This is a genomic window from Amycolatopsis circi (genome assembly GCF_003385235.1).
GTDB lineage: Bacteria > Actinomycetota > Actinomycetes > Mycobacteriales > Pseudonocardiaceae > Amycolatopsis > Amycolatopsis circi.
On sequence record NZ_PQIA01000061.1, the window covers coordinates 17,860 to 39,053 of the forward strand.

Consider the following 21,194-nt stretch of genomic DNA (forward strand, 5'->3'; position numbering starts at 1 on the left):
CGTCCGCTGAGGCCGGTCAAGCCGGGGCCGATGGCTGTCGAGCCTGCCGAGCGGGTTTGACGATCTGCGCTGTTAGCACGGCCTGGGCCCGGTGCCCAGGCCGTGCGTCGGTCAGGCGCAGATCACCTTGTCGATCAACGAGTAGAAGGCGTCGTCCGAGGGTCCGCGCCCGAGCGTCAGCGAAGCTTCCACCCGGCGCTTCCCGTCCGCGCTGGTGAACGCGATAGTCCCGTATCCGGGAATTCCGCCGGTGTGCCCGAAAACCGGGATCCCGCACGGTGTGGTCCGGGTCTGCACTCCCAGCCCATACTCCTCGGACGCCGATCGCGGGGTGGTCATCTGCCCCAGCAGCGCCGATGGCACCAGCCGCCCCGCCGCGAGCGCTTGGACGAATTTGTCCAGGTCCGCGGTGGTGGAGATCATCTCACCGGAGGCGCCGGCGATGCTCGGGTTCAGTTCGGTGATGTCGGCCATTTTCCCGTTCATCTCCTGATACCCGTGCGCGTGCTTGCCCGGAATCCGGGTGCGGTCGCCGGGAATCATCGTTTGGTGCATGCCGAGCGGGCGCAGGATCCGCTTGGCCACCTCGTCGCCCCAGGCATGTCCGGCGGTTCGTTCGATGAGCATGCCGAGCACGACGTAGTTGGTATTGGAGTACGAAAACTTGCTTCCTGGCGGGAAATCGAGCGGCTGCGCGGTCGCGACCGCCACCAGCGACTCCGGCGAATGGTGCGTGTAGCGGATTTTCTCCAGATCGGCACCCTTGAGCGAGATCGTCCGGAGGTAGTTGTAGAGGCCGCTGGTGTGTTGCAGGAGCATCCGCACGGTGATCTCTTTGCCGCGCGGCAGCAGCCCGGGCAGATACTGCTCGACGGGGGTGTCCAGGCCGATGCGGTGTTCGGCGACGAGTTGCAGGACCACCGTGGCCACGAACGATTTGGTCGTGCTGCCGATCCGGAATCGTCCGGTCGGCGAGACCGGTCGCCGGGAGTCCAGTTCGGACACTCCGGCGGTGGCCGTGCGGGCGTGTCCGTCCCGGACGGAGCGGATTTGCACGCCGGTCGCGCCAGCCGCGACCGTTTCTTGCGCGACCGTGCGAACGGGGTCGGCCGCGGCCGGTGCGGCGGGCGCGAGCAGGGCGGCGGTCAGGACTAAGGGCACAGTGGTGAGCATTGGTTTCCTCGTTCAGAGTTGGTCAGCTGCAAAAAACTTTGTCGAGCACGGTGCGGGTCCAGTCGAAATCCGGGCCCCGCCCCAATGTCACCGAAGCCTCGACGCGCCGTTTCCCGTCCGGGCTGGTGAATGCGACGGTCTGGAAACCAGGAATCCCGCCGGTATGCCCGAACACGCGCGTTCCGCACGCGGTGGTCGGGGTTCGCAACCCCAGCCCGTACTCCTCGGTCGCGGAACGCGGCTCGGTCATCTGCGCCAGCAGGTCCGGCGGAACCAGCCGCCCCGTCGCCAGCGCGCGGACGAACTTGTCCAGGTCCGCCGTGGTGGAGATGATCTCGCCGGCCGACCAGGCCATGCTCGGGTTCAGGTCGGTGACGTCGACGAGCTTCCCGTTCATCTCCTGGTATCCGTGCGCGTGCGGACCCGGGATTCCGGTGCGGTCCCCGGGAACCGACGTGTGGCGCAGTCCGAGCGGTCGAAGGATGCGCTGTGCCGCTTCGGCGCCCCATGCGTGCCCGGTGGTTCGCTCGATGAGCATCCCGAGCACGATGAAGTTGGTGTTGGAGTAGGAATGTTTGCTGCCAGGCGGGAAGTCCGGCGGCCTGGCAGTCGAGATCGCGACCATCGACTCCGGCGAATAGTGCTGGTACCGGATCTTCTCCAGTTCGGGTCCGTTCAGCGGGAGGGACTGGGTGTAGTCGTAAAGGCCGCTGGTGTGTTGCAGGAGCATCCGCACGGTGATCTCTTTGCCGTGCGGCAGCAGTCCGGGCAGGTATTGCTCGACCGGTGCGTCCAGTTGCAGGCGGTGTTCGGCGACGAGTTGAAGGACCACAGTGGACGTGAACATCTTGGTCGCGCTGCCGATCCGGAACCGTCCGGTGGGCGAGACCGGTCGTCGGGAGTCCAGTTCGGACACTCCGGCGGTCACGGTACGAGAGTGTCCGTTGTGGACCGTCCGGATCTGCACGCCGGTCGCGCCGGACGAGACGATGTCCCGCGCGAGCGTGCGAACCGGGTCCGGAGCAGCGGCAGCCGGCACCGCGGGGGAGAGCAGCGACGCGGCCAGGACCAACGGCACAGTGTTCAACATCGGCGTCAGTCCTTGCGGCGCGCGACGAAGCGCACGATCAGGATCAGCAGGCACGCGACGGCGATCCCGCCGGAGGTCATCCGGAACATGCTGTCCAGCCCGGTGAAACCGCCGATCGAGTTCGTGGCGGCGCTGGCGGTGAAGATCAGGCAGAGCACGGCGGTGCCGACCGGACCGCCGGCCTGGCGGCTGCGGGAAGCTTCCATTTCCATGCCGACGACATAGAAACGGCCGGTGCTCGCCAACATGCCTTCAACCCCCGACTTCACGGTAGCGCCAGCGCTACCGTGAAGTCGTTCAGGCCGGTCGGAACCCCCTGGTATCGGGCCGCAGCCTCGCGAAGATGTCGCGGATGTGCTTGAGTGCCGTCCCGCCGAGGTTCCGCCCTGCATCAGGCGTTCCAGCGAATCGAGGAATCTCGCTCCATGTCGCGCTCCCATCTCCCGCGCGTGTCGACCCCCGCGGCAGCCGCCAGGGACTCCAATTTCGCGACCTCCGCGTCGGTCAGCTCGAGGCCTTGAGCGCGGCCCAACCCGTCGACATAACCCGCCTTCGTGACCCCGACGATCGGGGTCGTCCCCTCGGCGACCGCGCGGAGTTTCCGTAAGACGGGAATGTGCTGGTGAAAATCGGATAGCGTTACCCGCCACAGGGCCAGTCTGCGGCAACAGTTGGAGGAGCAGTGGTCACTGCCGAGGACATTCGCGCGATCGCCGGGTCGTTGCCGCGCAGCGAGGAGGCAGTCGTGCGGGATCAGGTGAAGTTCCGCGTCGGACGGCTTGTCTACCTCGCGTTGTCGCCGGACGAGACGACGATGGGGTTCGCGTATCCGAAGGAGCATCGCGCCGGGCTCGTCGCCGCCGAGCCGGGCAAGTTCCAGTTTCCCCGGGAGTCGGATCTGCGCTTCAACTGGGTCCGCGCGTCTCTGAGCGAACTCGGCGCCGAAGAACTCGAAGAACTGGTCGTGAACGCTTGGATGATGTGCGTGCCGAAGAAAGTGGCGACGGCGTTCCTCGACGCCGGCTGACCCGCGACGGCCGACGGTCATCGTCACCGCCGCGGAACCGGCCGGGAAAGCCGCAGTTCGATCAACTCCGCGCCCCGCCTCAGCAAATCCACCCACTGCTCCGGATCGTGGTCGAAGCGGGAAGCGGACCAGCCGACGGACAGGCTGCCGTACGGTTCGCCGCGCAAGAACACCGGTACCGCGAGGGTCGCCACGCCGGTGTCGTACTCGCCGGTGGTGAACGCCCAGCCTCGCTGCGCGACCTCGGCCAGTTGTCCGCGCAGGACGGCCAGGTCGGTGACCGTGTCCGGCGTGAACCGTGCCATGGGGCGGTCGGCGAACAGCCGGTCGCGTTCTTCTTCGGGCAGGAACGCGAAGTACGCCTTGCTGGTCGCGCCCGCGTGCGCCGGGTACAACTCGCCGACCAGCGAGTAGCCGCGCAGCCGTCCGTCCGCGCCTTCCGCGGCCAGCACGCACCGGGTGTGCGCGCCGTCGGGGAGGGACAGCAGGGCGGCGTGCCCGGTTTGGGCGGCTAGGTCGGACAGGACCGGGACCACCAGCAGGTCCAGCGCCCCGGCCCGGTCCCACAGCCGGCCGAGGTGCAGGGCGGCCGGGCCGATCCGGTACTTGCGGGTGCTGTCGTCGCGGACGAGGAAACCGCGGTGGGCCAGCACCGCCAGCAGCCGCTGGGCGATCGACGTGTGCAGCCCGAACTCGCGGGCCACCGCGGTGACTCCCCATTCCGGGCGGGCGCGGTCGAACGCGAGCAGCACCTGCAGCGCGCGGTCCGCGGTCTGCGGCAGACCGGGCGGGGTAGCGCGGTCGTCGGGGTCCGGCATCCGGCCATTGTGCGAATAACGGGAAATGTTTGTAAAGCCGGTGCGCCCGGACCGACTCTGGTCGGACCCATCCCCGGCGGCCTGACTTCTTCAGAGGAACCACATGCTCAAACACGTCCTGGAACTGCTCGAAATCCTCGACGACCCGGCGGTGACCGGGAAAGAGGTCGTCGCCTACCTCGACGCCGTCGCCGGCGCGGACGGCAGCGGCGCGGAGATCACGACGGTGCCCGGCCCCGCCGGGAAGACCGATTTCGTCCGGGTGCGGGTGGCGGGCAGCCGCGGCCGCACCGCGGGCGGCGACGCGCCCACCCTCGGCGTCGTGGGACGTCTCGGCGGGGTCGGCGCCCGGCCGGAGGTGACCGGGTTCGTGTCCGACGGGGACGGCGCCGCCGCGGCGCTCGCCGCCGCCGCCAAGCTGCTGTCCATGCGGGCGCGCGGGGACGTGCTGGCGGGCGACGTGCTGATCGGCACGCACGTTTGCCCGGACGCGCCCACCTTGCCGCACGATCCGGTGCCGTTCATGAACTCGCCGGTCGATATCGCCACGATGAACAGCTACGAGCTGTCCGACGAGATGGCCGCTGTGCTGTCGATCGACACCACCAAGGGCAACCGGGTGATCAACCACCGCGGGCTCGCCCTGTCCCCGACGGTGCGCAGCGGCTACATCCTGCGGGTCTCCGAGGGCTTGGGCGAACTGCTGGAGGCGGTGACCGGCGCGCCGCTGGTGACCTACCCGATCACCACGCAGGACATCACTCCCTACGGCAACGGCGTCTACCACCTGAACTCGATCCTGCAGCCGGCGACCGCGACGGGCGCGCCGGTGGTCGGCCTGGCGATCACGTCGGCGGCGACGGTGGCCGGCTGCGCGACCGGCGCCAGCCACGAGACGGACATCGCGGCCGCCGCGCGCTACGCGGTCGAGGTCGCCAAGCAGTTCGGCGCGGGCGCGCTGCAATTCCACGACGAAACCGAATTCGCCAACCTGCGGGCCCGCTACGGCTCGATGGCGCACCTGCAGACGCTGGGCACGGAGGTGGCCGGATGAGCACCGCGACGAAAACCGCGAAGCACGCCAAGAAGCGGATCGGCAACGACGACTACTCGCTGCGCCGCGTCCCCGAAGACGCCCGCTACGGGTTCGGTTCGATGCTGCTGCAGTGGCTCGCGCAGTCCGGCTCGCTGTCGCAGTTCGTGCTCGGCGCGACGCTCGGCGTGGGGATGCGGTTCTCCGACGCGTTCTGGGCGTTCACCCTCGGCGCGGTGATCCTGGAGGTGGTGATCTTCCTGATCGGCCTGGCCGGCCAGCGGGAGGGGCTCACCATGACCATGCTGACCCGGTTCACCGGCTTCGGCCGCAACGGGTCGGCGCTGGTGAGCCTGGTGATCGCGATCAGCCTGGTGGGCTGGTTCGGCGTGCAGAACGGCATCTTCGGCAAGAGCATGCACGCACTCGTCGGCGGGCCGCCGTGGCTGTGGTGCGCGGTGTCCGGCGTGGTCTTGACGCTGCTGGTGATCTACGGCTTCAAGTACATGATGTGGCTGGCGAAGATCGCGGTGCCGCTGTTCTTCGGGCTGGTGGCGTGGAGCGTCGTCTCGACCCTGTCGGACCATTCGGTGGGCGCGCTGATGTCGGCGGCGCCGACCGCGACGGCGATTTCCGTCCCGGCCGCGGCGACGATCATCGCCGGCGGCTACATGACCGGTGCCGTGGTCGCCCCGGACATGACCCGGTTCAACCGCAAGGGCTGGCACGTCCTGCTGCAGAGTTCGGCGTCGATGGTCCTGTCCGAGTACATCGTCGGCATGACCGGCGTGCTGCTCGGGCACCTGGTCGGCAGCTCCGACGTCACGCACATCGTGCTGTCCACGTCGGGCTTCGTCGGGCTGATCGTGGTGGTGCTGGCGACCGCGAAGATCAACGACTGGAACCTCTACGGCTCGTCGCTGGGCGTGGTGAACTTCGTGCGGACCGTGTTCGGCCGCCCGCTGCACCGCGGCGTCGTCACCCTGGTGATCGGGATCGCCGGGACGGTGCTGTCCGCGATCGGCTTCCTGCAGCACTTCACCGCGTTCCTGTCGGTGCTGGGCGTCGCGATCCCGCCGGTGGGCGGGATCATCGTGGCCGAGTACTTCCTGGTCCGCGGGCTCTCCACGCCGCTGCGGGAGACCAGGGCCGCCGGCCGGATCCCGGCGACCATGCCGGTGTGGGTGCCCGCCACGCTCGCGGTGTGGGCGGCGGCGTTCTGCGTCGGCGAGTTCGTGCACTGGGGCATCCCCGCGCTGAACTCGCTGCTCACCGCCGCGATCCTGTACACGGTGCTGGGCCGCGCCGGGCTGATCCGGCCGGTGGGTTCGGCGGAACTCGAGGAGGCGGGCCGGTGACCGGCGCACAGGACGAGGTCGTCGGCCTCTGCCGGGACCTGATCCGGATCGACACGTCCAATCCGGGCGCGACCGAGCGGCCCGCGGCGGAGTACGTCGCGGAGAAACTCTCCGACGCCGGGTTGGAACCGACGCTGGTGGAGAGCGCGCCCGGCCGGGCCAGCGTGTTCGCCCGAGTGTCCGGAGCGGACTCGTCGCGGCCCGCGCTGCTCCTGCACGGGCACCTGGACGTGGTGCCCGCGGACGCCGAGGAGTGGAGCGTCCCGCCGTTCTCCGGGGAGATCGCCGACGGCATGCTGTGGGGCCGCGGCGCGATCGACATGAAGGACTTCGACGCGGCGATCCTCGCGCTGGCGCGGCAATTCGGCCGCACCGGCGAGAAACCGCCGCGGGACGTCGTGTTCGGTTTCCTCGCCGACGAGGAGGGCGGCGGGAAGTTCGGTTCGCACTGGCTGGTCGAGAACCGTCCGGACCTGTTCGAGGGCGTGGGCGAGGCGATCACCGAGGGCGGCGGGGTGTCGTTCGACCTCGGCAACGGCAGCCGGTTGTATCCGATCGAGTGCGCGCAGCGCGGACAGGCGTGGCTGCGGCTGGTCGCCACCGGCCGCGCCGGGCACGGCTCCTCGCCGAACGACGAGAACGCGGTCACCGACCTCGCCGAATCGCTCGCCCGGATCGGCCGGCACCGCTTCCCGGTCCGGCTGATCGAACCGGTGCGGGCGCTGCTGGAACGCGCCGCGGAACTGCTCGGCGTCCCCTTCGATCCGTCCGATGTGGACGGAAGCCTGGCGCGGATGGGCCGGGTGGGGGAGCTGGTGAACGTGATCCTGCGCAATTCGGCGAACCCCACCATGATCTCCGGCGGGTACCAGGTCAACGTCATCCCCGGCCGGGCCACCGCAGCGGTGGACGGCCGCTTCCTTCCCGGGTACGAGCAGGAACTGCTGGACACGATCGACGACCTGCTGCTGCCGTCGGTGCGCCGCGAGTTCATCCACCGGGACATCGCGATGGAAAGCGGTTTCGACGGTCCTTTGGCGGACGCCATGTGCGCGGCCATCACCGCCGAGGACCCCGACGGGCACCCAGCGCCGTATTGCAACGCCGGCGGCACGGACAACAAGGCGCTGTCCGCGCTCGGGATCCGCGGCTTCGGGTTCAAAGCCCTGCGCGTGCCGCCGGAACTGCCCTACAACCGGTTGTTCCACGGCGTGGACGAACGGGTGCCGCTGGAGTCCCTGCGGTTCTCCGTCCGGGTCCTGCACCGGCTGCTGCGGACTTGCTGAACAATGGCGGGCGAACCGAGGAGAATCGCGTGACTGACTTGTTGTTGCTGTCCAATTCGGCCAACCACGGCCGGGGTGCGCTGGAACACGCGCTGGACGCGGTGGCCGAGGTGCTGGACGGGCGGACTGAGCTGGTGTTCGTGCCGTTCGCGCTGGCCGACCACGACGGCCACACCGAACGCATCGCCGCCGCGGTGGCGCCGCTCGGCGTGCGGGTGCGCGGATTGCACACCGCTGCCGACGCGGCGGCCGCCGTGCGCTCGGCTCCGGCGGTGTTCACCGGCGGCGGCAACACGTTCCGTCTGCTGGCTGAGCTGTACCGGCGCGAGTTGCTGGAACCGTTGCGGGACAGGGTGTCCGGCGGAATGCCGTACCTCGGCGCCAGTGCGGGGACGAACATCGCCGGTCCGACGGTGCGCACCACGAACGACATGCCGATCGTGGAGCCGCCGAGCCTGACCGCGCTGGGACTGGTGCCGTTTCAGCTGAATCCGCACTATGTCGATCCCGACCCGGCCAGCACGCACATGGGCGAGACCCGGGAGAAGCGGCTCGCGGAATTCCACGAGTGCAACGACATTCCGGTGCTCGGCCTCCGCGAGGGCGCGTGGCTGCGGGTGCGCGGGGACTGGGCGGAGCTGGCTGGGGTGTCCACGAGCGGCGGCGCGCCGGGCCGGTTGTTCCGGCGTGGTGCGCCTGGCGAGGACGTTTCCGGCGACGTCAGCGAGTTGCTCGCTCCTGTGCGTGAACCGGTGTGGGGCTGACACCGGTCTGTCGGTCGACTGGGAAGGGCTGGGCCCGCGGGCTCGGCCCTCCCTGTTGCGGCATCGGGGAAAGACGCTGTTTCCCGGCGTTCTGGTGCACGTCGTCCGGCACCGCGGCGTTGATCCTGGCCAACCCTGACCGTGCCGCCGCGTTCGCGCTGATAGCGGACCACGGCGCGACCGAGGTGTTCCGTCGCGTCGACGACGACGAAGAGCGCTGGGTGCGACGCTGCAGGAGATCGCCGACCAGCCCGCCCGAAGGCCGTCCTCGGGGTTCCGGTCGTTGAACTCGATCGCGACGCTCGTGCTGGCTCCGACGTTCGCCTGGTGGCGAATCAAGCCGGGGGACCGGCAGCCCGCGACGACGCGGAAGCTCGCGCTCGGGTTGTTGCTGGGCGGTGCGTCGAATGGCGGCGACGGGTTTGCCGCACGGGGTCGACGTGCCGGTGAGTTGCTTCGTGGTGATTCGCGGGGCGATGTGTTTGTCGCCGGTGGGGCCTTCGGCGGCGACTAAGCTTGCGCTGCGGGCGTTTCTCGCGGGATCAATGCGCAACTGGTGCGGTTGTACCGCGCGGACGCCGAGATCGGCTGCTTCGCCGGAGTGGGTGCAGCGGCGGATGAGCGGTGTGCGGAGGCAACCAGCAGTGAAGGAGCGGGGCGAAATGCGCGTAGTCGTGGTCGGCGGAGGGATCGTCGGTGCGGCAGCCGGGTATGAGCTGGCCCGGGCCGGGGTGGAGACGGTGCTGGTCGACGGGGCGGCCAGCGGCCGTGCGACGTCGGCTGGGGCGGGCATCATCTGTCCGTGGGCGTCCTTAGTGGACGATCCGGACTGGTATCGGCTGGCGGTTGGCGGTGCTGAGTATTACGAGCATCTGCGGGCCGCACTGGCCGAGGACGGGGAGACTGATCTCGGCTATCGGCGGGTGGGTTCGCTGCGGCTGGTCTCCGAAGGCGAAGCGGCGCAAGCGTTTCAACGGACGGCGGATCGGGCGAGGGAATCGCCGTTGGCCGGAGACGTCGAGTTGATCGACGCTAGGCAGGCGCAGGAATTGTTCCCGCCGCTCGCGCATGACGGCCCGGCCGTCCACATTCCCGGCGCGGCCCGGCTGGACGGGCGGCTGGTCCGCGACGCGATGCGGCGGGCTGCGGTGCGGCGTGGGGCGCGGATTGTGGAGGGAACGGCGTCGATCGTCGCGGACGGCGCGGTTCGCGGCGTGCTGGTCGGCGAGGAGTTCATCGGCGCGGACGCGGTGATCGCGGCGGCGGGAGCCTGGTCGCCTGCGTTGCTGGAGCCGCTCGGGGTGCAGGTGCGGGTCGAACCGCAGCGGGGGCAGATCGTCCATCTTCGGTTGCCGGGGACGGAAACCTCGCAGTGGCCGGTGATTCTGCCGCGGTCACGGCACTACCTCCTCGCCTTCGACGATTCGCGGATCGTGGTCGGCGCGACGCGGGAGGAGGGGACTGGCTTCGACAACCGGGTGACCGCGGCCGGGTTGGCGGAGGTGCTGGCCGAAGCGTTGTCCGTGGCGCCCGGTCTGGCGGACGCGACGTATGTGGAGACCCGCGTCGGATTCCGTCCCGCCGGGCCGGACATCCGGCCGCTGCTCGGCGCGGTGCCGCAGGTGAAGGGACTGGTGGTCGCCAACGGCCTCGGCGCGTCCGGGCTGACGATGGGTCCGTACGCGGGTTCGATCGCGGCCCGGCTGGCGCGCGAGGTCGACCCGGGGATCGACCTCAAGGCTTACGACCCGCTGCGGTGACGGGTGCGCGCCGACCGGGAGCTTGCGGTCGGCGCGCACCCGTGCGGGCTCCGGGGAACGGATCAACTCGCAGCGGACAAGACCAGCTCCCGGTAGTTGCGCAAAGCCTGCCGCCAGGACTCCAAGTCCAGCTTCTCGTTCGCCGCGTGCATCTGCCGGGGGTCTCCCGGGCCCCAGATCACGATCGGGGCTCCGGCCACGGACCCGGCCAATGCCGAGGCGTCCGTGAAATACGTCGCGGCTGGTGCGGTGGCTTGGCCAGCGAGAGCGTCCGGCAAGCGCGGGGTCCGGACGGCGGGCAGATCGAGATCCACCTCCGCAGTGATGGCCGGATCGAGCGCGGAAGCCCAAGCGATCACCGGCGCGCCACCGTCCACAGTGCGCACGTCCAGCGTCAGAACAGCCGAAGCGGGAACGATATTCGTCGCGGTCCCGCCCTCGAAAGTGCCGACGTTGACGGTCTCCTCGCCTAGATAGTCCTCAGTGGACAACGGCAGCGAACCGAGCGAGCCGAGAGCCCGGTCGGCGAGCAGCTGGATCGCGTTGCGTCCGAGCTGGGGAGTGGAACCGTGGGCGGCTTTGCCCGTCGCGGCGAGGCGCAGCCACGTGGCTCCGCGATGTCCGAGCGAGACGCGGTTGTGCGTCGCCTCCGGGACCACGACGATCCGCGGCGTCAGGTTCAGCGACGCAGAAGCCTCGGCCGCGCCCCGGCAGCCGATCTCTTCGTCGCTGGTGAGGAGGACCTGCGCGTCGGCACCGGCTTCCGCGGCGTTGCGCAACGCGGCCAAGGCGGCGACCAGCCCGCCCTTCATGTCGACGCTGCCCCGGCCGTGCAGGAACTCCTCGTCGACGTCCGCGGAGAACGGCGCGCGGTCCCACCGGTCGGGGGAGCCGACCGGGACGGTGTCGATGTGGCAGACGAACAGCGTTCCGTCGCCCGAACCGGTGCCGAGCAGCACCCACGGCCGCCCGGCGGCGGAGCGTTGCAGCACGCGGACGCCCGCGGTGGCGGTGGCGTAGGAGACGGCCAGCTCCTGCGCGGCGGCTTGCGCGACGCTGTCGCCGGAGGTGGTGTCCTGGCGCACCAGATCGCGCAGCAGCGAGAGGGCTTCGTCGGTCATGCGGAGTACTCCCGGGTCGACTCGCGGACGACGAGCTGCATGGAGAGCACGTGGTCCGCGGGGCTCTCGCCGGCCGCGAGCCGGGTGATCTCGTCGACCGCTTTGCGGGCCATCTGCTCGGTCGGCTGCGCGACGGTGGTCAGCCGGGGCGAGGTCCATTCGCCGAGCGTGATTCCGTCGCAGCCGATCACCGACAGGTCTCCCGGCACCGAAACCCCCGCGCGGCGGGCCGCTTCGAGCAGGCCGACCGCGGCGATGTCGCTGGCGGTGAACACCGCGGTCGGCGCCGCGTCGGCCCGCGCCATGTGCGCGAAGAAGTTCATGCCGAAGGCCGAGCTGAACGTGCCGCGCACGATCATCGATTCGTTCACCTCGACCCCGTGCGCCTTCATCGCCGCCCGGTATCCGGCCTCGCGCTGGTCCGCCGTCCGCAGCCCGGCCGGGCCGCCGACGTGGGCGATGAGCCGGTGGCCCTGGGAGATCAGATGGGTGGTCGCCTGGTACGCGCCGCCGAAGCTGTTCGCGGTGATGTGCGCGATCCGCGGTCCGGCGGCCTCGACGTACTCGTCGAGGAAGACCACCGGGAAATCGCCGGCCAGCCGGCTCGCGAAAGCCTCGTTGGTGTTGTTCATCCCCAGGTAGATCAGCCCGCCCACCTCCGGCACCCGCATCAGGCGCTCGACACTGGCGCGTTCCCGCGACGGCGACGAGCCGGTGAGGGCGGTGAACACGTCGATGCCGTCCGCGGCGGCGGCGTCGGCCACCGCGTCCGCCAGCGCGGAGAAATACGGGTTGTCCAGCGACGGGACCACCAGGCCGAGGCTGAGCCCGGCCACCTGTTTCTGGACCGGCGGATGCCCTTCGGCGGACAGCGCGGCGTCGATTCGCCGGGCCGTCTCGGAGGCGACGTTGAGCTCCCCCCGGACGTACCTCGACACCGTCGACACGGCCACTCCGGCCTCTCGGGCCACCTTCGCCAGCGACATCCGGCTCCTCCCCGTTCGAGCGTTGACGGCGACTGCAACCGCATCCTATATTGGCGTTGTTGCGCTATGTTGCGCAATACACGCTAAAGCTTTCGCCCGAAGGAGTCGTCGATGGTCAAGGTCCTGCTAGCCGGGGAGTCGTGGGTCAGTGCGACGATCGACCACAAGGGATACGACCCGTTCGCGCACACGCAGGTGGAGATCGGGTGCGAGCGGCTGCTGGCGGCGCTGGCGGCGGAAGGGGTCGAGGTGACTCACCTGCGTTCGCACGACGTGGCCGAGAAGTTCCCGCAGACGCTGGAGGAACTCGCCGCCTACGACGTCGTCCTGCTCTCCGACGTCGGCTCCAACACGCTGCTGCTGCACCCGGACACGTTCGCCCGCGGCCGCCCGGCGCCCAACCGGCTCAAGCTGCTGCGCGAATGGGTTCAGGGCGGCGGCGGCCTGATGATGGCTGGCGGCTACCTGAGCTTCCAGGGCTTCGAGGGCAAGGCCAACTACCGCCGGACGCCGATCGAGGAGATCCTCCCGGTCGACATCGATCCGTTCGACGACCGCGTCGAAACGCCGGAGGGCGTCCGCGCGCAGGTCGTGCAGTCCGGCCACCCCGTGGTCGCCGGTCTCGACCGGGAATGGCCGATCCTGCTGGGCTACCAGCACACCACGCTCAAGCCGGACGCCGAGCTGCTCGCCACCGTCGAGGGCGACGTCATGCTGGCCGCCCGCCAGGTCGGGCAGGGCCGCACCCTCGCGTTCACCTCGGACATCTCCCCGCACTGGGCTCCGGAGGAGTTCATGAGCTGGGACGGCTACGGCAAGCTCTTCGCGCAGGCGATGACCTGGCTCGCCGGACGCGAAATCTGAGCCGCGCGCACTCGGGATCAAGGAGGATTCGATGAGTACGTCACCCACCCGCCGCGCGACCTCGGCCGTCGTCCTGACGATCGCGACCGTCTTCGCCGGAATGCTCGGCCCGTTGCAGTCGCTGGTCAACGGACATCTCGGCACCGCGCTCGGCGACGGGCACGCCGCCGCGCTGGTGTCCTTCGGCACCGGCCTCGTGCTGATGCTGATCGTCGTGCTGGCGCGCCCCCGCACGCGCACCGCGTTCTTCCGGCTGCCGGGTCAGTTGGTGCGCGGCGAGATCCCGCGGTGGAACTTCTTCGCCGGCCTGTGCGGTGCGGTGATCGTGCTCTCCGAAGGCGTGACGGTGGGCTTCCTCGGGGTGGCGATCTTCCAGACCTCGCTGATCTCGGGCATGGTCATCTCCGGCGTGGTGTGCGACCGGCTCGGCATCGGCGTCCCGTTCAAGCAGGCGATGAGCGCTCCGCGCGTCGCCGGGGCGATCCTGGCCGTCTGCGCCACGGTGCTGGTCGTCTCCCCGAACTGGTCGGCTCCGCACATGATCGCGCTGGCGGTCATGCCGTTCGTCGGCGGTCTGCTCGCCGGCTGGCAGCCCGCCGGCAACTCCGAGATCGGCCTGCTGTCCGGCTCGATGTTCATCTCCATCACCTGGAACTTCCTCATCGGCTTCGTGGCGCTCGGCCTCGTGTACGCGGTGCGGATGGCGGCCGCGGGCGCGCACTTCGCCTTGCCGGGCACGTGGTGGATGTACTTCGGCGGACCGCTCGGCCTCCTGTCGATCGCGCTGATGGCCTTGCTGGTGCGCGGTTTGGGCCTCCTGCTGCTGGGGCTGGCCTCCACGGCCGGTCAGCTGATCGGATCGCTGCTGCTCGAGGTCATCGCTCCCGCCGCGGGTTCCAGCCTGCACCTGGTCACCGTGATCGGTGCTTTCGTGGCATTGGCGGCCGCGGCGATCGCGATGATCCCGTCCCGGCATACCGCGGAACCAGCGGTCCTTGCCCAGCCAGCCGAGGTGCGTCGTGGCTGAGGTGCGCGGCGTCCTCGGTGCGGTCGACGCGGCGGACCTCGGGCTGGTGCTCCCGCACGAGCACCTCTTCAACGACCTGTCCTCCGCGGTCGCCGAGCCTGCCTACGCCTCCACTCAGCGGCTCGTCGAGGCGGAAGTGGGACCGGACTGGCAGTTCCTGCTTCGCCAGGATCCGTATTGCTGCGCCGACAACGTGGCAGCGAAGGACCACGAGAGCGTCGTGCGCGAGGTGGCCGCGTTCGCCGCGGCCGGCGGCGGCACAGTGGTCGACGCGACCGGCAGCGCCGCGATCGGCCGGGATCCGCGAGCCCTGGCGGCGGTGGCCGAGGCGACCGGGGTCAACGTCATCATGGGCACCGGCGCGTACCTGGAGAAGTTCGAGGGGGAGCGCATCACGGCGGTCACCGTCGAAGCGCAAACCTCGCGCATTCTCTCGGAGCTGGACGAGGGCGTCGGCGAAACGGGAATCCGGGCCGGTGTCATCGGCGAGGTCGGCGTCTCCCCGCTTTTCACCGACGGGGAGCGGGCTTCCCTGCGGGCCGCGGCCCTCGCGCAGGCGGCGCGTCCGGCCGTCGGGCTCAACATCCACCTGCCGGGCTGGCAACGCCGCGGGCACGAGGTGCTCGACCTGGTGCTGGAGGAATGCGGTGCGGTGCCGTCGAAAGTGGCGCTGGCGCACAGCGATCCGTCCGGCGACGACCCGGGCTACCAGCGCGGGCTTCTCGAACGCGGCGTGCTGCTGGAGTTCGACATGATCGGCCTCGACATCTCGTTCCCCGGCGAAGGCGTGGCCCCGACGGTTTCCCAGACCGCTCGCGCCGTGGCCCGGTGGGTGCACGAGGGCTTCGGGGAGCAGATCATGTTGTCGCACGACCTGTTCCTGAAGCAGATGTGGACGCACAACGGCGGCAACGGGCTCGTGTTCGTGCCGACGATCTTCGCCGACCTGCTCGAATCCGAAGGCGTGCCCGCCGACGCCGTGGCCCGGCTGCTGCGGGACGTCCCCGCCCGATGGCTGACCGCATGAGCCCGGCGGTAGCCGTAGTCGCGTCGCTCAACGTCGATCACATCGTCCAGGCGCCGCGCATCCCGGAGCCGGGCGAGACCCTGATGGGATTCTCGACGAGCCGGGAACTGGGCGGAAAAGGCGGCAACCAGGCGGTCGCCGCTGCCCGGCTCGGCGCGGAAGTGGCCGTGATCGGGTGCGTCGGCCAGGACGAGGACGGCGACGAGTACCGGGAAGCCCTGCTCGCCGAGGGCGCGGACGTCGCGCACGTGCGAAGGTCGGCGCTGCCTACCGGCCGGGCCGCGATCACCGTCGACGCGGAGGGCGTCAACTCGATCGTCGTCGTGGCCGGAGCGAACGCCGACATCCCGGCCGCGGCGGCCGAAGTGGCGATCGGCGAACTGCCAGGGCTTCGGGTCGTCGTAGGCCAACTGGAGGCAGCGGCAGACGCGACGGAACGCGCCTTCGCAGCTGCTCGCGAGCGCGGCGTGCTGACGATGCTCAACACCGCGCCGGTCGACGACGTGGCCGGGAAGCTGCTGCCGCTCAGCGATGTGGTGGTGTCGAACGAGATCGAGTTCCGACAGCTGACTGGCCAAGACCCGTTCGACGGCACCGGTTTGCGGCGCGGCAGTGCCGAACTGTTCGCCGCGGGATGCCGGTGGGTGATCGTGACGCTGGGGGCCGAGGGCTGCGCCGTCCTCGACGCGTCCTCGTCCGCGCACGTCCCGGCGGTGGCCGTACGGGCGGTGGACACCACTGCCGCGGGAGATTCGTTCGTCGGAGCGCTTGCCGCCCGGCTCGCGGAGCTTCCCGGCGAACCGACGACCGCGGACGTGGTGGCGGCGTGCGGTTTCGCGGCGAAAGTCGCCGCTGTCGTCGTGACGCGGCACGGAGCGCATCCTTCTCTGCCGACCTTGGCCGAGGTACTCGACGCGTGAGGCGCGCGTCGTGCCGCCGACGAGAGAAATCAGCACCTCAGGGGCACGGATGGTCGACCCAGGCAAACGGCGGAGCGGTATCGCTGAGAAGCCGATGTCCGCGTACCGGAAGACGGGCCGCGACGGTTTAAGCTAGAACTCATTACAGGGGCGAAAAAGGGGAGGCCGTTGCTTCGGCTGCGCCGCACGCCCGAAGATCTTCTGCACGTATCCATCGCCGAGCGTCCGGCGCCGCTGGCCGAACTGACCTCGGCGATGGAGATGCTGCAGCGCCGCGACGCCGATCCGGCGTTTGCCCGTAGCGCGAGCAGGTCGCCCGGCGCTTGCCCGTCCAGGGCAGGCCGTTGCTGCACCTCGTGTCGCCGCTGGGGGCGGGGCCGATGTTCCTCGACCCGCCCAGTCGCACCGTGGACGAGGGACTAAACCGTGTGCTCTCCACCCCGCGTGCCGAGGTGCGCGCCGAACTGCGGCGGAGGTGCGCGATCGACCGCCCGCTGACCTCGTGGACGAAAGGGCTGGCCGAGCAGGACCGCGACGTGGCAGGTGCTGGACCGCGCCCGGCTACTGGACCATCTTCGCCGATCGGTGGCACCGCCTGCGCGTGAGTTTCGACGCCGAAACGGCGTGGCGCGCGAGAATCCCGGCACGCCAAGGGATCCGCGCTCTGTTCGCCAGTCTCGGACCGGCCGTCCGGTGGAAGGGCATGACTCTCGAAGCGGACTTTCCCCGCCGCCTCGACCGCACGCTGCACGGGCACGGCCTCGTCCTACGGCCCACGTTGCCCTGGTCGGGACACCCGCTGGTGGCGTACTACCCGGACCGGCCCACCACGCTGATCTGTCCCGCGCTCACCCGGCCTCCCTTGCTGAGCGCGGACCGGCCGCCGGACCCGCTGGCCGCATTGCTCGGAACCGCGCGCGGGGGCGCTTCGGTCCTTGGCCAGCGGACGCACGACCACCGGCCTCGCACGCGAACTGTCCGTCTCGATCGCCACAGCGTCCTTGCACGCCAAGACTTTGCGCGAGGCAGGGCTGGTCGTTTCGCACCGGGACGGCAAGGCGGTGTGCCACCAGTGCACTCCGCTCGGGCTTGATCTTCTTGCCGTCGAACCGAGCTGAGCCGAATACCGGCGCGTTTCGCGCAACGCAGCCGGAAAAGGCCGCCCCGCGTACGGGACGGCCTTTCCTCGGGTTCAGTTTCAGCTCACGGTCAGCGACGTGTCGTCGAGGCAGAACGACGTCTGCAGGCTCGAGTCCTCGGTGCCGGTGAAGGTCACCGTCACCGTCTGGCCGGCGAAGGCCGACATGTCAACGGTGTGCAGCTGGTATCCGGTCGCCTGGTTCAGGTTCGAGTACGTGGCGAGCGTGGTCGAACCGGCCTTGACGGTCAGCTTGTCGTAGGCCGTCGAGGTGGTCGTCTCGGCGGTGTCGACGTGCAGGTAGTAGCTCAGCGCGGCGTGGCAGCCCGACGGGATGCTCACCGACTGCGAGACCGTGTCGGTGTGCGCGGTGCCGTAGCCGTCGAGGTAGGCGAGGTACGTGCCGCCGTGCGGGGGTTCGCCGTTGGACGACGTGCTGATCACTCCGGCGGACGCGGTCCACGGGCTGGTGCCGTTCTCGAAGCCGGGGTTGCCCAGTTTCTGCCCGGAGCAGGTGCCGCCGCCGGTCGGGGTGATCGTCCAGCCGAACGTGGTGGAGCCGGTGGCCCCGGAGGAGTCCTTGGCGGTCGCGGTCACCGAGTACGTGCCCGCGGTGGTCGGCGTCCCGGAGATCAGGCCGCTGGAACTGATCGACAATCCGGCGGGCAGGCCGCTGGCGGTCCAGGTGTAGCCGCCGCTTCCGCCGGATGCGGACAGCTGCAGGCGCGCCGCGGTGCCGACGACGCCGTTCTGGCTGCCCGGGTTGGCCGCCGTGACGCCGCCGCTCGGAGTGCCCGAGGTGAACGCCGCGGTGCCGTTGGGGGTGCCGAGACCGGTCGGGCCGTCCCAGCCGGGGCCGGCGTTGCACTGCACCGAAGAGGAGCAGCTGCCGTTGCTGCCGGACGTCACGTCGTTGAGGTTGCCGGTGTGCGAGTAGGGGTAGGCGGCGGGGGTGTCGGACGCGCCGGGCGTGCCGGCGAGGGCGTACACGGAAGCGATGATCGGGGAGGACGCGCTGGTGCCGCCGTACACGGCCCAGCCGCTGCCGCCGTAGGTCTGGTACACCGCGACGCCGGTCTGCGGGTCGGCCACGGCGGAGACGTCGGCGACCGCGCGCTTGCTGCAGGCGGTGGTCACGTTCTGGAACGACGGCTTGGCCACGTAGCCCGAGCAGCCGCTGCCCGCGCCGCTCCACGCGGTTTCGCCCCAGCCGCGGGCGCTGCTGTTGCGGCTCAGCGAGGTGCCGCCGACCGCGGTCACGTACTGCGACGAGGCGGGGTAGCTGATGCCGTAGCCGTTGTCGCCGGTGCTCGCGGTGATCGCGACGCCGGGGTGGTGGAAGTAGCTGGAGTCGGAGGAGGGTTCGCTGCCGTCCTCGCCGCCGCCGTAGCTGTTGGACACGTACTTCGCGCCCATCGACACGGCGGTGTTCACCGCGGTGCCGAGATCGGCCATGCTCGGCTGGTTCGCTTCGACGAGCAGAATGTGGCAATTCGGGCAGATCGCCGAAACCATGTCGACGTCGAGCGAGATTTCGCCCGCCCAGCCGGAATCCGCGGTCGGGAGCGGGCTGGTTTGCCCGTTTTCGTTCACCTTTTTGAAGCAGCCGTTCGCGGTGGTGCAGGCCGGGAGCCCGTAGGTGGAACGGTAGCTCGCGAGGTCCGATTCAGCGTTCGGGTCGTCGTTGGAATCGACGATGGCCACGGTGGCCGAGGCGCTGCCCGCGGCGGTGAGGTTGTAGGCGGAGCGCAGGTCCGAGGGGCCGAACCCGCCGGGCAGCGCGCCCGGGGAAAGCAGCGCGCGCATGGTGTCGGTCTGGCGTTCGGCGAAACACGTGACCATGCCGGGCTTCGCCTTCTCGGCGCAGACTCGGGCGGTCGGATGCGCCGCGGCGGGCGAGGCCACGGCGGGCAGGGCCGGGGCGGTCAAGGCCAAGGCCGCGAAACCGGCCATGGCAAGGATTCTTCGGGCTGAACGGGACACTATCCCTCCCAGGGAATTTCCTGCGAACGGCGTCGGGCCATTCGGTGCCCCGTTGTCTACAGTTCGTTCAGCCCTGGCGGTGACGCGCTGGTGCCAGTGGCGCAATGGTGTCGGCCAGCCCGGTGGAGGTGCCTCCGAATGGTTCCCGAAGCAATCGGCCATCTCCTGACGCTCGGGCTCAAAGCGGACGAAGCAGAAATCTATCTCGACCTACTTTCGTCGGGACCGGTTCCGCCCGATCGACTGGCTCGCGACACCTGCCGCGACCCCGGCGAGGTGCGCCGCGTGCTGGCGGTGCTGGCCGGGATCGGACTGGCCGGCCCGGTCGACGGTCCCGGCTCGCCGATGTCCGCGCTGCGCCCGGAACCGGTGCTGGAAGTGCTGACCAGGCAACGCGAGGCCGAACTCGCCGGAGCCCGGGCGGCGATGACCCGGCTGTACGAGCAGTACCGAAGACACTCGGTCCGCTACGACGCCGACCCGATGATCGAGGTGGTCAGCGGAACCACGGCCGCCGAACGGGTGCAGCAGCTGGAGCGAGCGGCGCGAACGGAGGTACGCGGATTGGACTCACCGCCGTACTACGCCGACGCGGACGCCAACGAGATCGAACTGGAGAACCTGGCCCGGGGCGTCCGCTACCGCGCCGTCTACGGCAGGCTCGCGCTGGAGCGGCCCGAGTACGTCGCGGAAAACATCCTGCCCTGCGGGAAAAGCGGGGAGGAGGCCCGGGTTCTGCCGGAGGTCCCGGTGAAACTCCTGATCGTCGACGACTGCGCGGCCCTGTCCGGCGCGGACCGCACCGTGCTGCTGATCCGCTCGTGCGGCCTGTTCGACGCGCTGGCCGGGCTGTTCGACATGTGCTGGCAGGTCGCGCTGCCCCTCGGCCTCGCCGACGACACCTCGGGCCCCGCGATCCGGCCCAGCGAACGGCGGTTGCTCGCCCTTCTCGCCGCCGGTCTGACGGACGACCAGGCGGCCCGCGTGCTCGGGGTGAGCAGACGGACGATGTTCCGGTATCTGGAGAACCTGATGGCCCGGACGGGGGCGGCGAACCGGTTCCAGCTGGCGTTGCACGCGACGCGGAACGACTGGCTTTCGGTGGATGCCCAGCCCGGGGTGTCTGCGGTGCGGTCGGTGCCGTTGTGAGCCGAGACGGTTGTTCGCGCGTTAGGCGCGATCAGGCGTGCCCCGGGAGTCTCGTACTCGCCTTGCCCGCGAGAGTCGCTGGGGCTTCTCTTCCCGCGGCGTAGGCGGTGGCTTTTCGCTGGCTGCCCGATGCTGGTAGGCGGCGGTCTTACTGGTCTGCTTGACCACCCGGTCCGGTTCCGGCGGACCAGGCCAGAATTGGAGCAGGTAGCGGTCCGGCTCGAAAACCTCGCCCTCCGGAATGCCCAGCCGGCGTGCCTCTTCCATGCGCGTTCCGCTGTAGCGGACCCGATAGCCGATCGCGTCCAGATCCAGCGGCCAAACGGCGGCACCGCCCCAGGCGACCAGGGAAACCTCGCCGGCCGGGCGGAACGAAACCTCGACGATCTCCTCCCAGCTTTCGTCCAGCGGCGGCGCCTCGTCGTGCGTTTCCACACGGAAGCCGACGCGTCCGGCGTTCCGGCCGGTGATCAGCGACAGCGCGCCCGGCACCGCGCCGCCGCACAGTCCGTTTCGCTGGCCGCCGAAGGATTCGGCGAGATCCGGGAGCCCCGGCCCGCTCTGGACGTAGATCTGCGCATAGCTCACCGGAGCTTCGCCGCTCATCAACACTCGCATCGCCGTTCCTCCCCAAGTCGGCTGCTGTCCGGGACATCATCGCGCGCGGCAC

The 21,194-nt window shown here is 70.0% G+C and carries 22 protein-coding genes; 14 read left to right on the forward strand and 8 right to left on the reverse strand.

The window, feature by feature from the left end; translation table 11 throughout:
* Positions 1-111: 111 nt before the first annotated feature.
* The 3 genes from D0D37_RS24630 to D0D37_RS24640 are packed head-to-tail and all read right to left on the reverse strand — an operon-like array spanning position 112 to position 2,511.
* Positions 112-1,173: a serine hydrolase domain-containing protein gene (locus tag D0D37_RS24630; RefSeq protein WP_116202935.1), complete on the reverse strand. Its 1,062-nt coding sequence runs from the start codon at positions 1,171-1,173 to the stop codon at positions 112-114.
* Positions 1,174-1,195: 22 nt separating this feature from the next.
* Positions 1,196-2,263 carry a serine hydrolase domain-containing protein gene (locus D0D37_RS24635; protein ID WP_116202936.1) on the reverse strand — a complete coding sequence of 356 codons (1,068 nt, stop codon included), beginning with the start codon at positions 2,261-2,263 and terminating at the stop codon, positions 1,196-1,198.
* Positions 2,264-2,268: 5 nt separating this feature from the next.
* The gene (locus D0D37_RS24640; RefSeq protein ID WP_244223658.1) at positions 2,269-2,511 is read right to left on the reverse strand and encodes a hypothetical protein; all 243 of its coding nucleotides are present in this window, start codon (positions 2,509-2,511) and stop codon (positions 2,269-2,271) included.
* A 434-nt stretch (positions 2,512-2,945) separates the two neighbouring features.
* On the opposite strand from D0D37_RS24640, the gene D0D37_RS24650 reads away from it, so the two are divergent.
* Positions 2,946-3,290 carry an MmcQ/YjbR family DNA-binding protein gene (locus tag D0D37_RS24650; protein ID WP_116202937.1) on the forward strand — a complete coding sequence of 115 codons (345 nt, stop codon included), beginning with the start codon at positions 2,946-2,948 and terminating at the stop codon, positions 3,288-3,290.
* Between the two features lie 23 nt (positions 3,291-3,313).
* On the opposite strand, the gene D0D37_RS24655 is transcribed toward D0D37_RS24650, so the two are convergent.
* Complete coding sequence (locus D0D37_RS24655; RefSeq protein WP_116202938.1) at positions 3,314-4,108, reverse strand: IclR family transcriptional regulator; 795 nt, start codon at positions 4,106-4,108, stop codon at positions 3,314-3,316.
* Positions 4,109-4,211: 103 nt separating this feature from the next.
* On the opposite strand from D0D37_RS24655, the gene D0D37_RS24660 reads away from it, so the two are divergent.
* The 6 genes from D0D37_RS24660 (at position 4,212) to D0D37_RS24685 (ending at position 10,309) form a co-directional block, all read left to right on the forward strand.
* Positions 4,212-5,162, forward strand: a complete 951-nt coding sequence (locus D0D37_RS24660) for a DUF1177 domain-containing protein (protein WP_116202939.1) — start codon at positions 4,212-4,214, stop codon at positions 5,160-5,162.
* Positions 5,159-6,499: a cytosine permease gene (locus D0D37_RS24665; protein WP_116202940.1), complete on the forward strand. Its 1,341-nt coding sequence runs from the start codon at positions 5,159-5,161 to the stop codon at positions 6,497-6,499. Before D0D37_RS24660 ends, D0D37_RS24665 begins: the two co-directional genes overlap by 4 nt.
* Positions 6,496-7,785, forward strand: a complete 1,290-nt coding sequence (locus D0D37_RS24670; protein WP_116202941.1) for a M20/M25/M40 family metallo-hydrolase — start codon at positions 6,496-6,498, stop codon at positions 7,783-7,785. Before D0D37_RS24665 ends, D0D37_RS24670 begins: the two co-directional genes overlap by 4 nt.
* Before the next feature lie 29 nt (positions 7,786-7,814).
* Complete coding sequence (pepE, locus tag D0D37_RS24675; RefSeq protein WP_116202942.1) at positions 7,815-8,549, forward strand: dipeptidase PepE; 735 nt, start codon at positions 7,815-7,817, stop codon at positions 8,547-8,549.
* Positions 8,550-8,832: 283 nt separating this feature from the next.
* The gene (locus tag D0D37_RS24680; RefSeq protein ID WP_116202943.1) at positions 8,833-9,063 is read left to right on the forward strand and encodes a hypothetical protein; all 231 of its coding nucleotides are present in this window, start codon (positions 8,833-8,835) and stop codon (positions 9,061-9,063) included.
* A 148-nt stretch (positions 9,064-9,211) separates the two neighbouring features.
* On the forward strand, positions 9,212-10,309 hold the full coding sequence (locus tag D0D37_RS24685; RefSeq protein WP_116202944.1) for an NAD(P)/FAD-dependent oxidoreductase: 1,098 nt from the start codon (positions 9,212-9,214) through the stop codon (positions 10,307-10,309).
* A 62-nt stretch (positions 10,310-10,371) separates the two neighbouring features.
* On the opposite strand, the gene D0D37_RS24690 is transcribed toward D0D37_RS24685, so the two are convergent.
* Positions 10,372-11,430 (reverse strand): M20 family metallopeptidase, encoded by a 1,059-nt coding sequence (locus tag D0D37_RS24690; RefSeq protein WP_116202945.1) that lies wholly within the window; start codon positions 11,428-11,430, stop codon positions 10,372-10,374.
* Positions 11,427-12,416, reverse strand: coding sequence for a LacI family DNA-binding transcriptional regulator (locus tag D0D37_RS24695; RefSeq protein ID WP_116202946.1), 990 nt, complete (start codon positions 12,414-12,416; stop codon positions 11,427-11,429). Before D0D37_RS24695 ends, D0D37_RS24690 begins: the two co-directional genes overlap by 4 nt.
* A 111-nt stretch (positions 12,417-12,527) precedes the next feature.
* On the opposite strand from D0D37_RS24695, the gene D0D37_RS24700 reads away from it, so the two are divergent.
* The 6 genes from D0D37_RS24700 (at position 12,528) to D0D37_RS24720 (ending at position 17,372) form a co-directional block, all read left to right on the forward strand.
* Complete coding sequence (locus tag D0D37_RS24700) at positions 12,528-13,280, forward strand: glutamine amidotransferase (RefSeq protein ID WP_116202947.1); 753 nt, start codon at positions 12,528-12,530, stop codon at positions 13,278-13,280.
* 31 nt (positions 13,281-13,311) lie between these two features.
* Positions 13,312-14,307, forward strand: coding sequence for a DMT family transporter (locus tag D0D37_RS24705; RefSeq protein ID WP_116202948.1), 996 nt, complete (start codon positions 13,312-13,314; stop codon positions 14,305-14,307).
* Positions 14,300-15,334, forward strand: coding sequence for a phosphotriesterase family protein (locus tag D0D37_RS24710; RefSeq protein ID WP_116202949.1), 1,035 nt, complete (start codon positions 14,300-14,302; stop codon positions 15,332-15,334). The genes D0D37_RS24705 and D0D37_RS24710 overlap by 8 nt, the downstream gene beginning before the upstream one ends.
* Positions 15,319-16,254 carry a ribokinase gene (locus D0D37_RS24715; protein ID WP_116202950.1) on the forward strand — a complete coding sequence of 312 codons (936 nt, stop codon included), beginning with the start codon at positions 15,319-15,321 and terminating at the stop codon, positions 16,252-16,254. The genes D0D37_RS24710 and D0D37_RS24715 overlap by 16 nt, the downstream gene beginning before the upstream one ends.
* A gap of 323 nt (positions 16,255-16,577) precedes the next feature.
* Complete coding sequence (locus D0D37_RS46820; protein ID WP_162834452.1) at positions 16,578-16,859, forward strand: hypothetical protein; 282 nt, start codon at positions 16,578-16,580, stop codon at positions 16,857-16,859.
* 330 nt (positions 16,860-17,189) lie between these two features.
* Positions 17,190-17,372, forward strand: coding sequence for an ArsR/SmtB family transcription factor (locus D0D37_RS24720; protein ID WP_116202951.1), 183 nt, complete (start codon positions 17,190-17,192; stop codon positions 17,370-17,372).
* A gap of 80 nt (positions 17,373-17,452) precedes the next feature.
* On the opposite strand, the gene D0D37_RS24725 is transcribed toward D0D37_RS24720, so the two are convergent.
* Positions 17,453-19,345 (reverse strand): S53 family peptidase, encoded by a 1,893-nt coding sequence (locus tag D0D37_RS24725; RefSeq protein WP_116202952.1) that lies wholly within the window; start codon positions 19,343-19,345, stop codon positions 17,453-17,455.
* Between the two features lie 168 nt (positions 19,346-19,513).
* Here D0D37_RS24725 and D0D37_RS24730 point away from each other — a divergent pair, with 168 nt between their 5' ends.
* Entirely contained in the window at positions 19,514-20,524 is a 1,011-nt protein-coding gene (locus D0D37_RS24730; RefSeq protein WP_116202953.1) for a LuxR C-terminal-related transcriptional regulator, read from the forward strand.
* Between the two features lie 21 nt (positions 20,525-20,545).
* Here the strand turns inward: D0D37_RS24730 and D0D37_RS24735 are convergent, their stop codons facing one another.
* Positions 20,546-21,142, reverse strand: coding sequence for a hypothetical protein (locus tag D0D37_RS24735; RefSeq protein ID WP_208720128.1), 597 nt, complete (start codon positions 21,140-21,142; stop codon positions 20,546-20,548).
* Between the last annotated feature and the right edge of the window lie 52 nt (positions 21,143-21,194).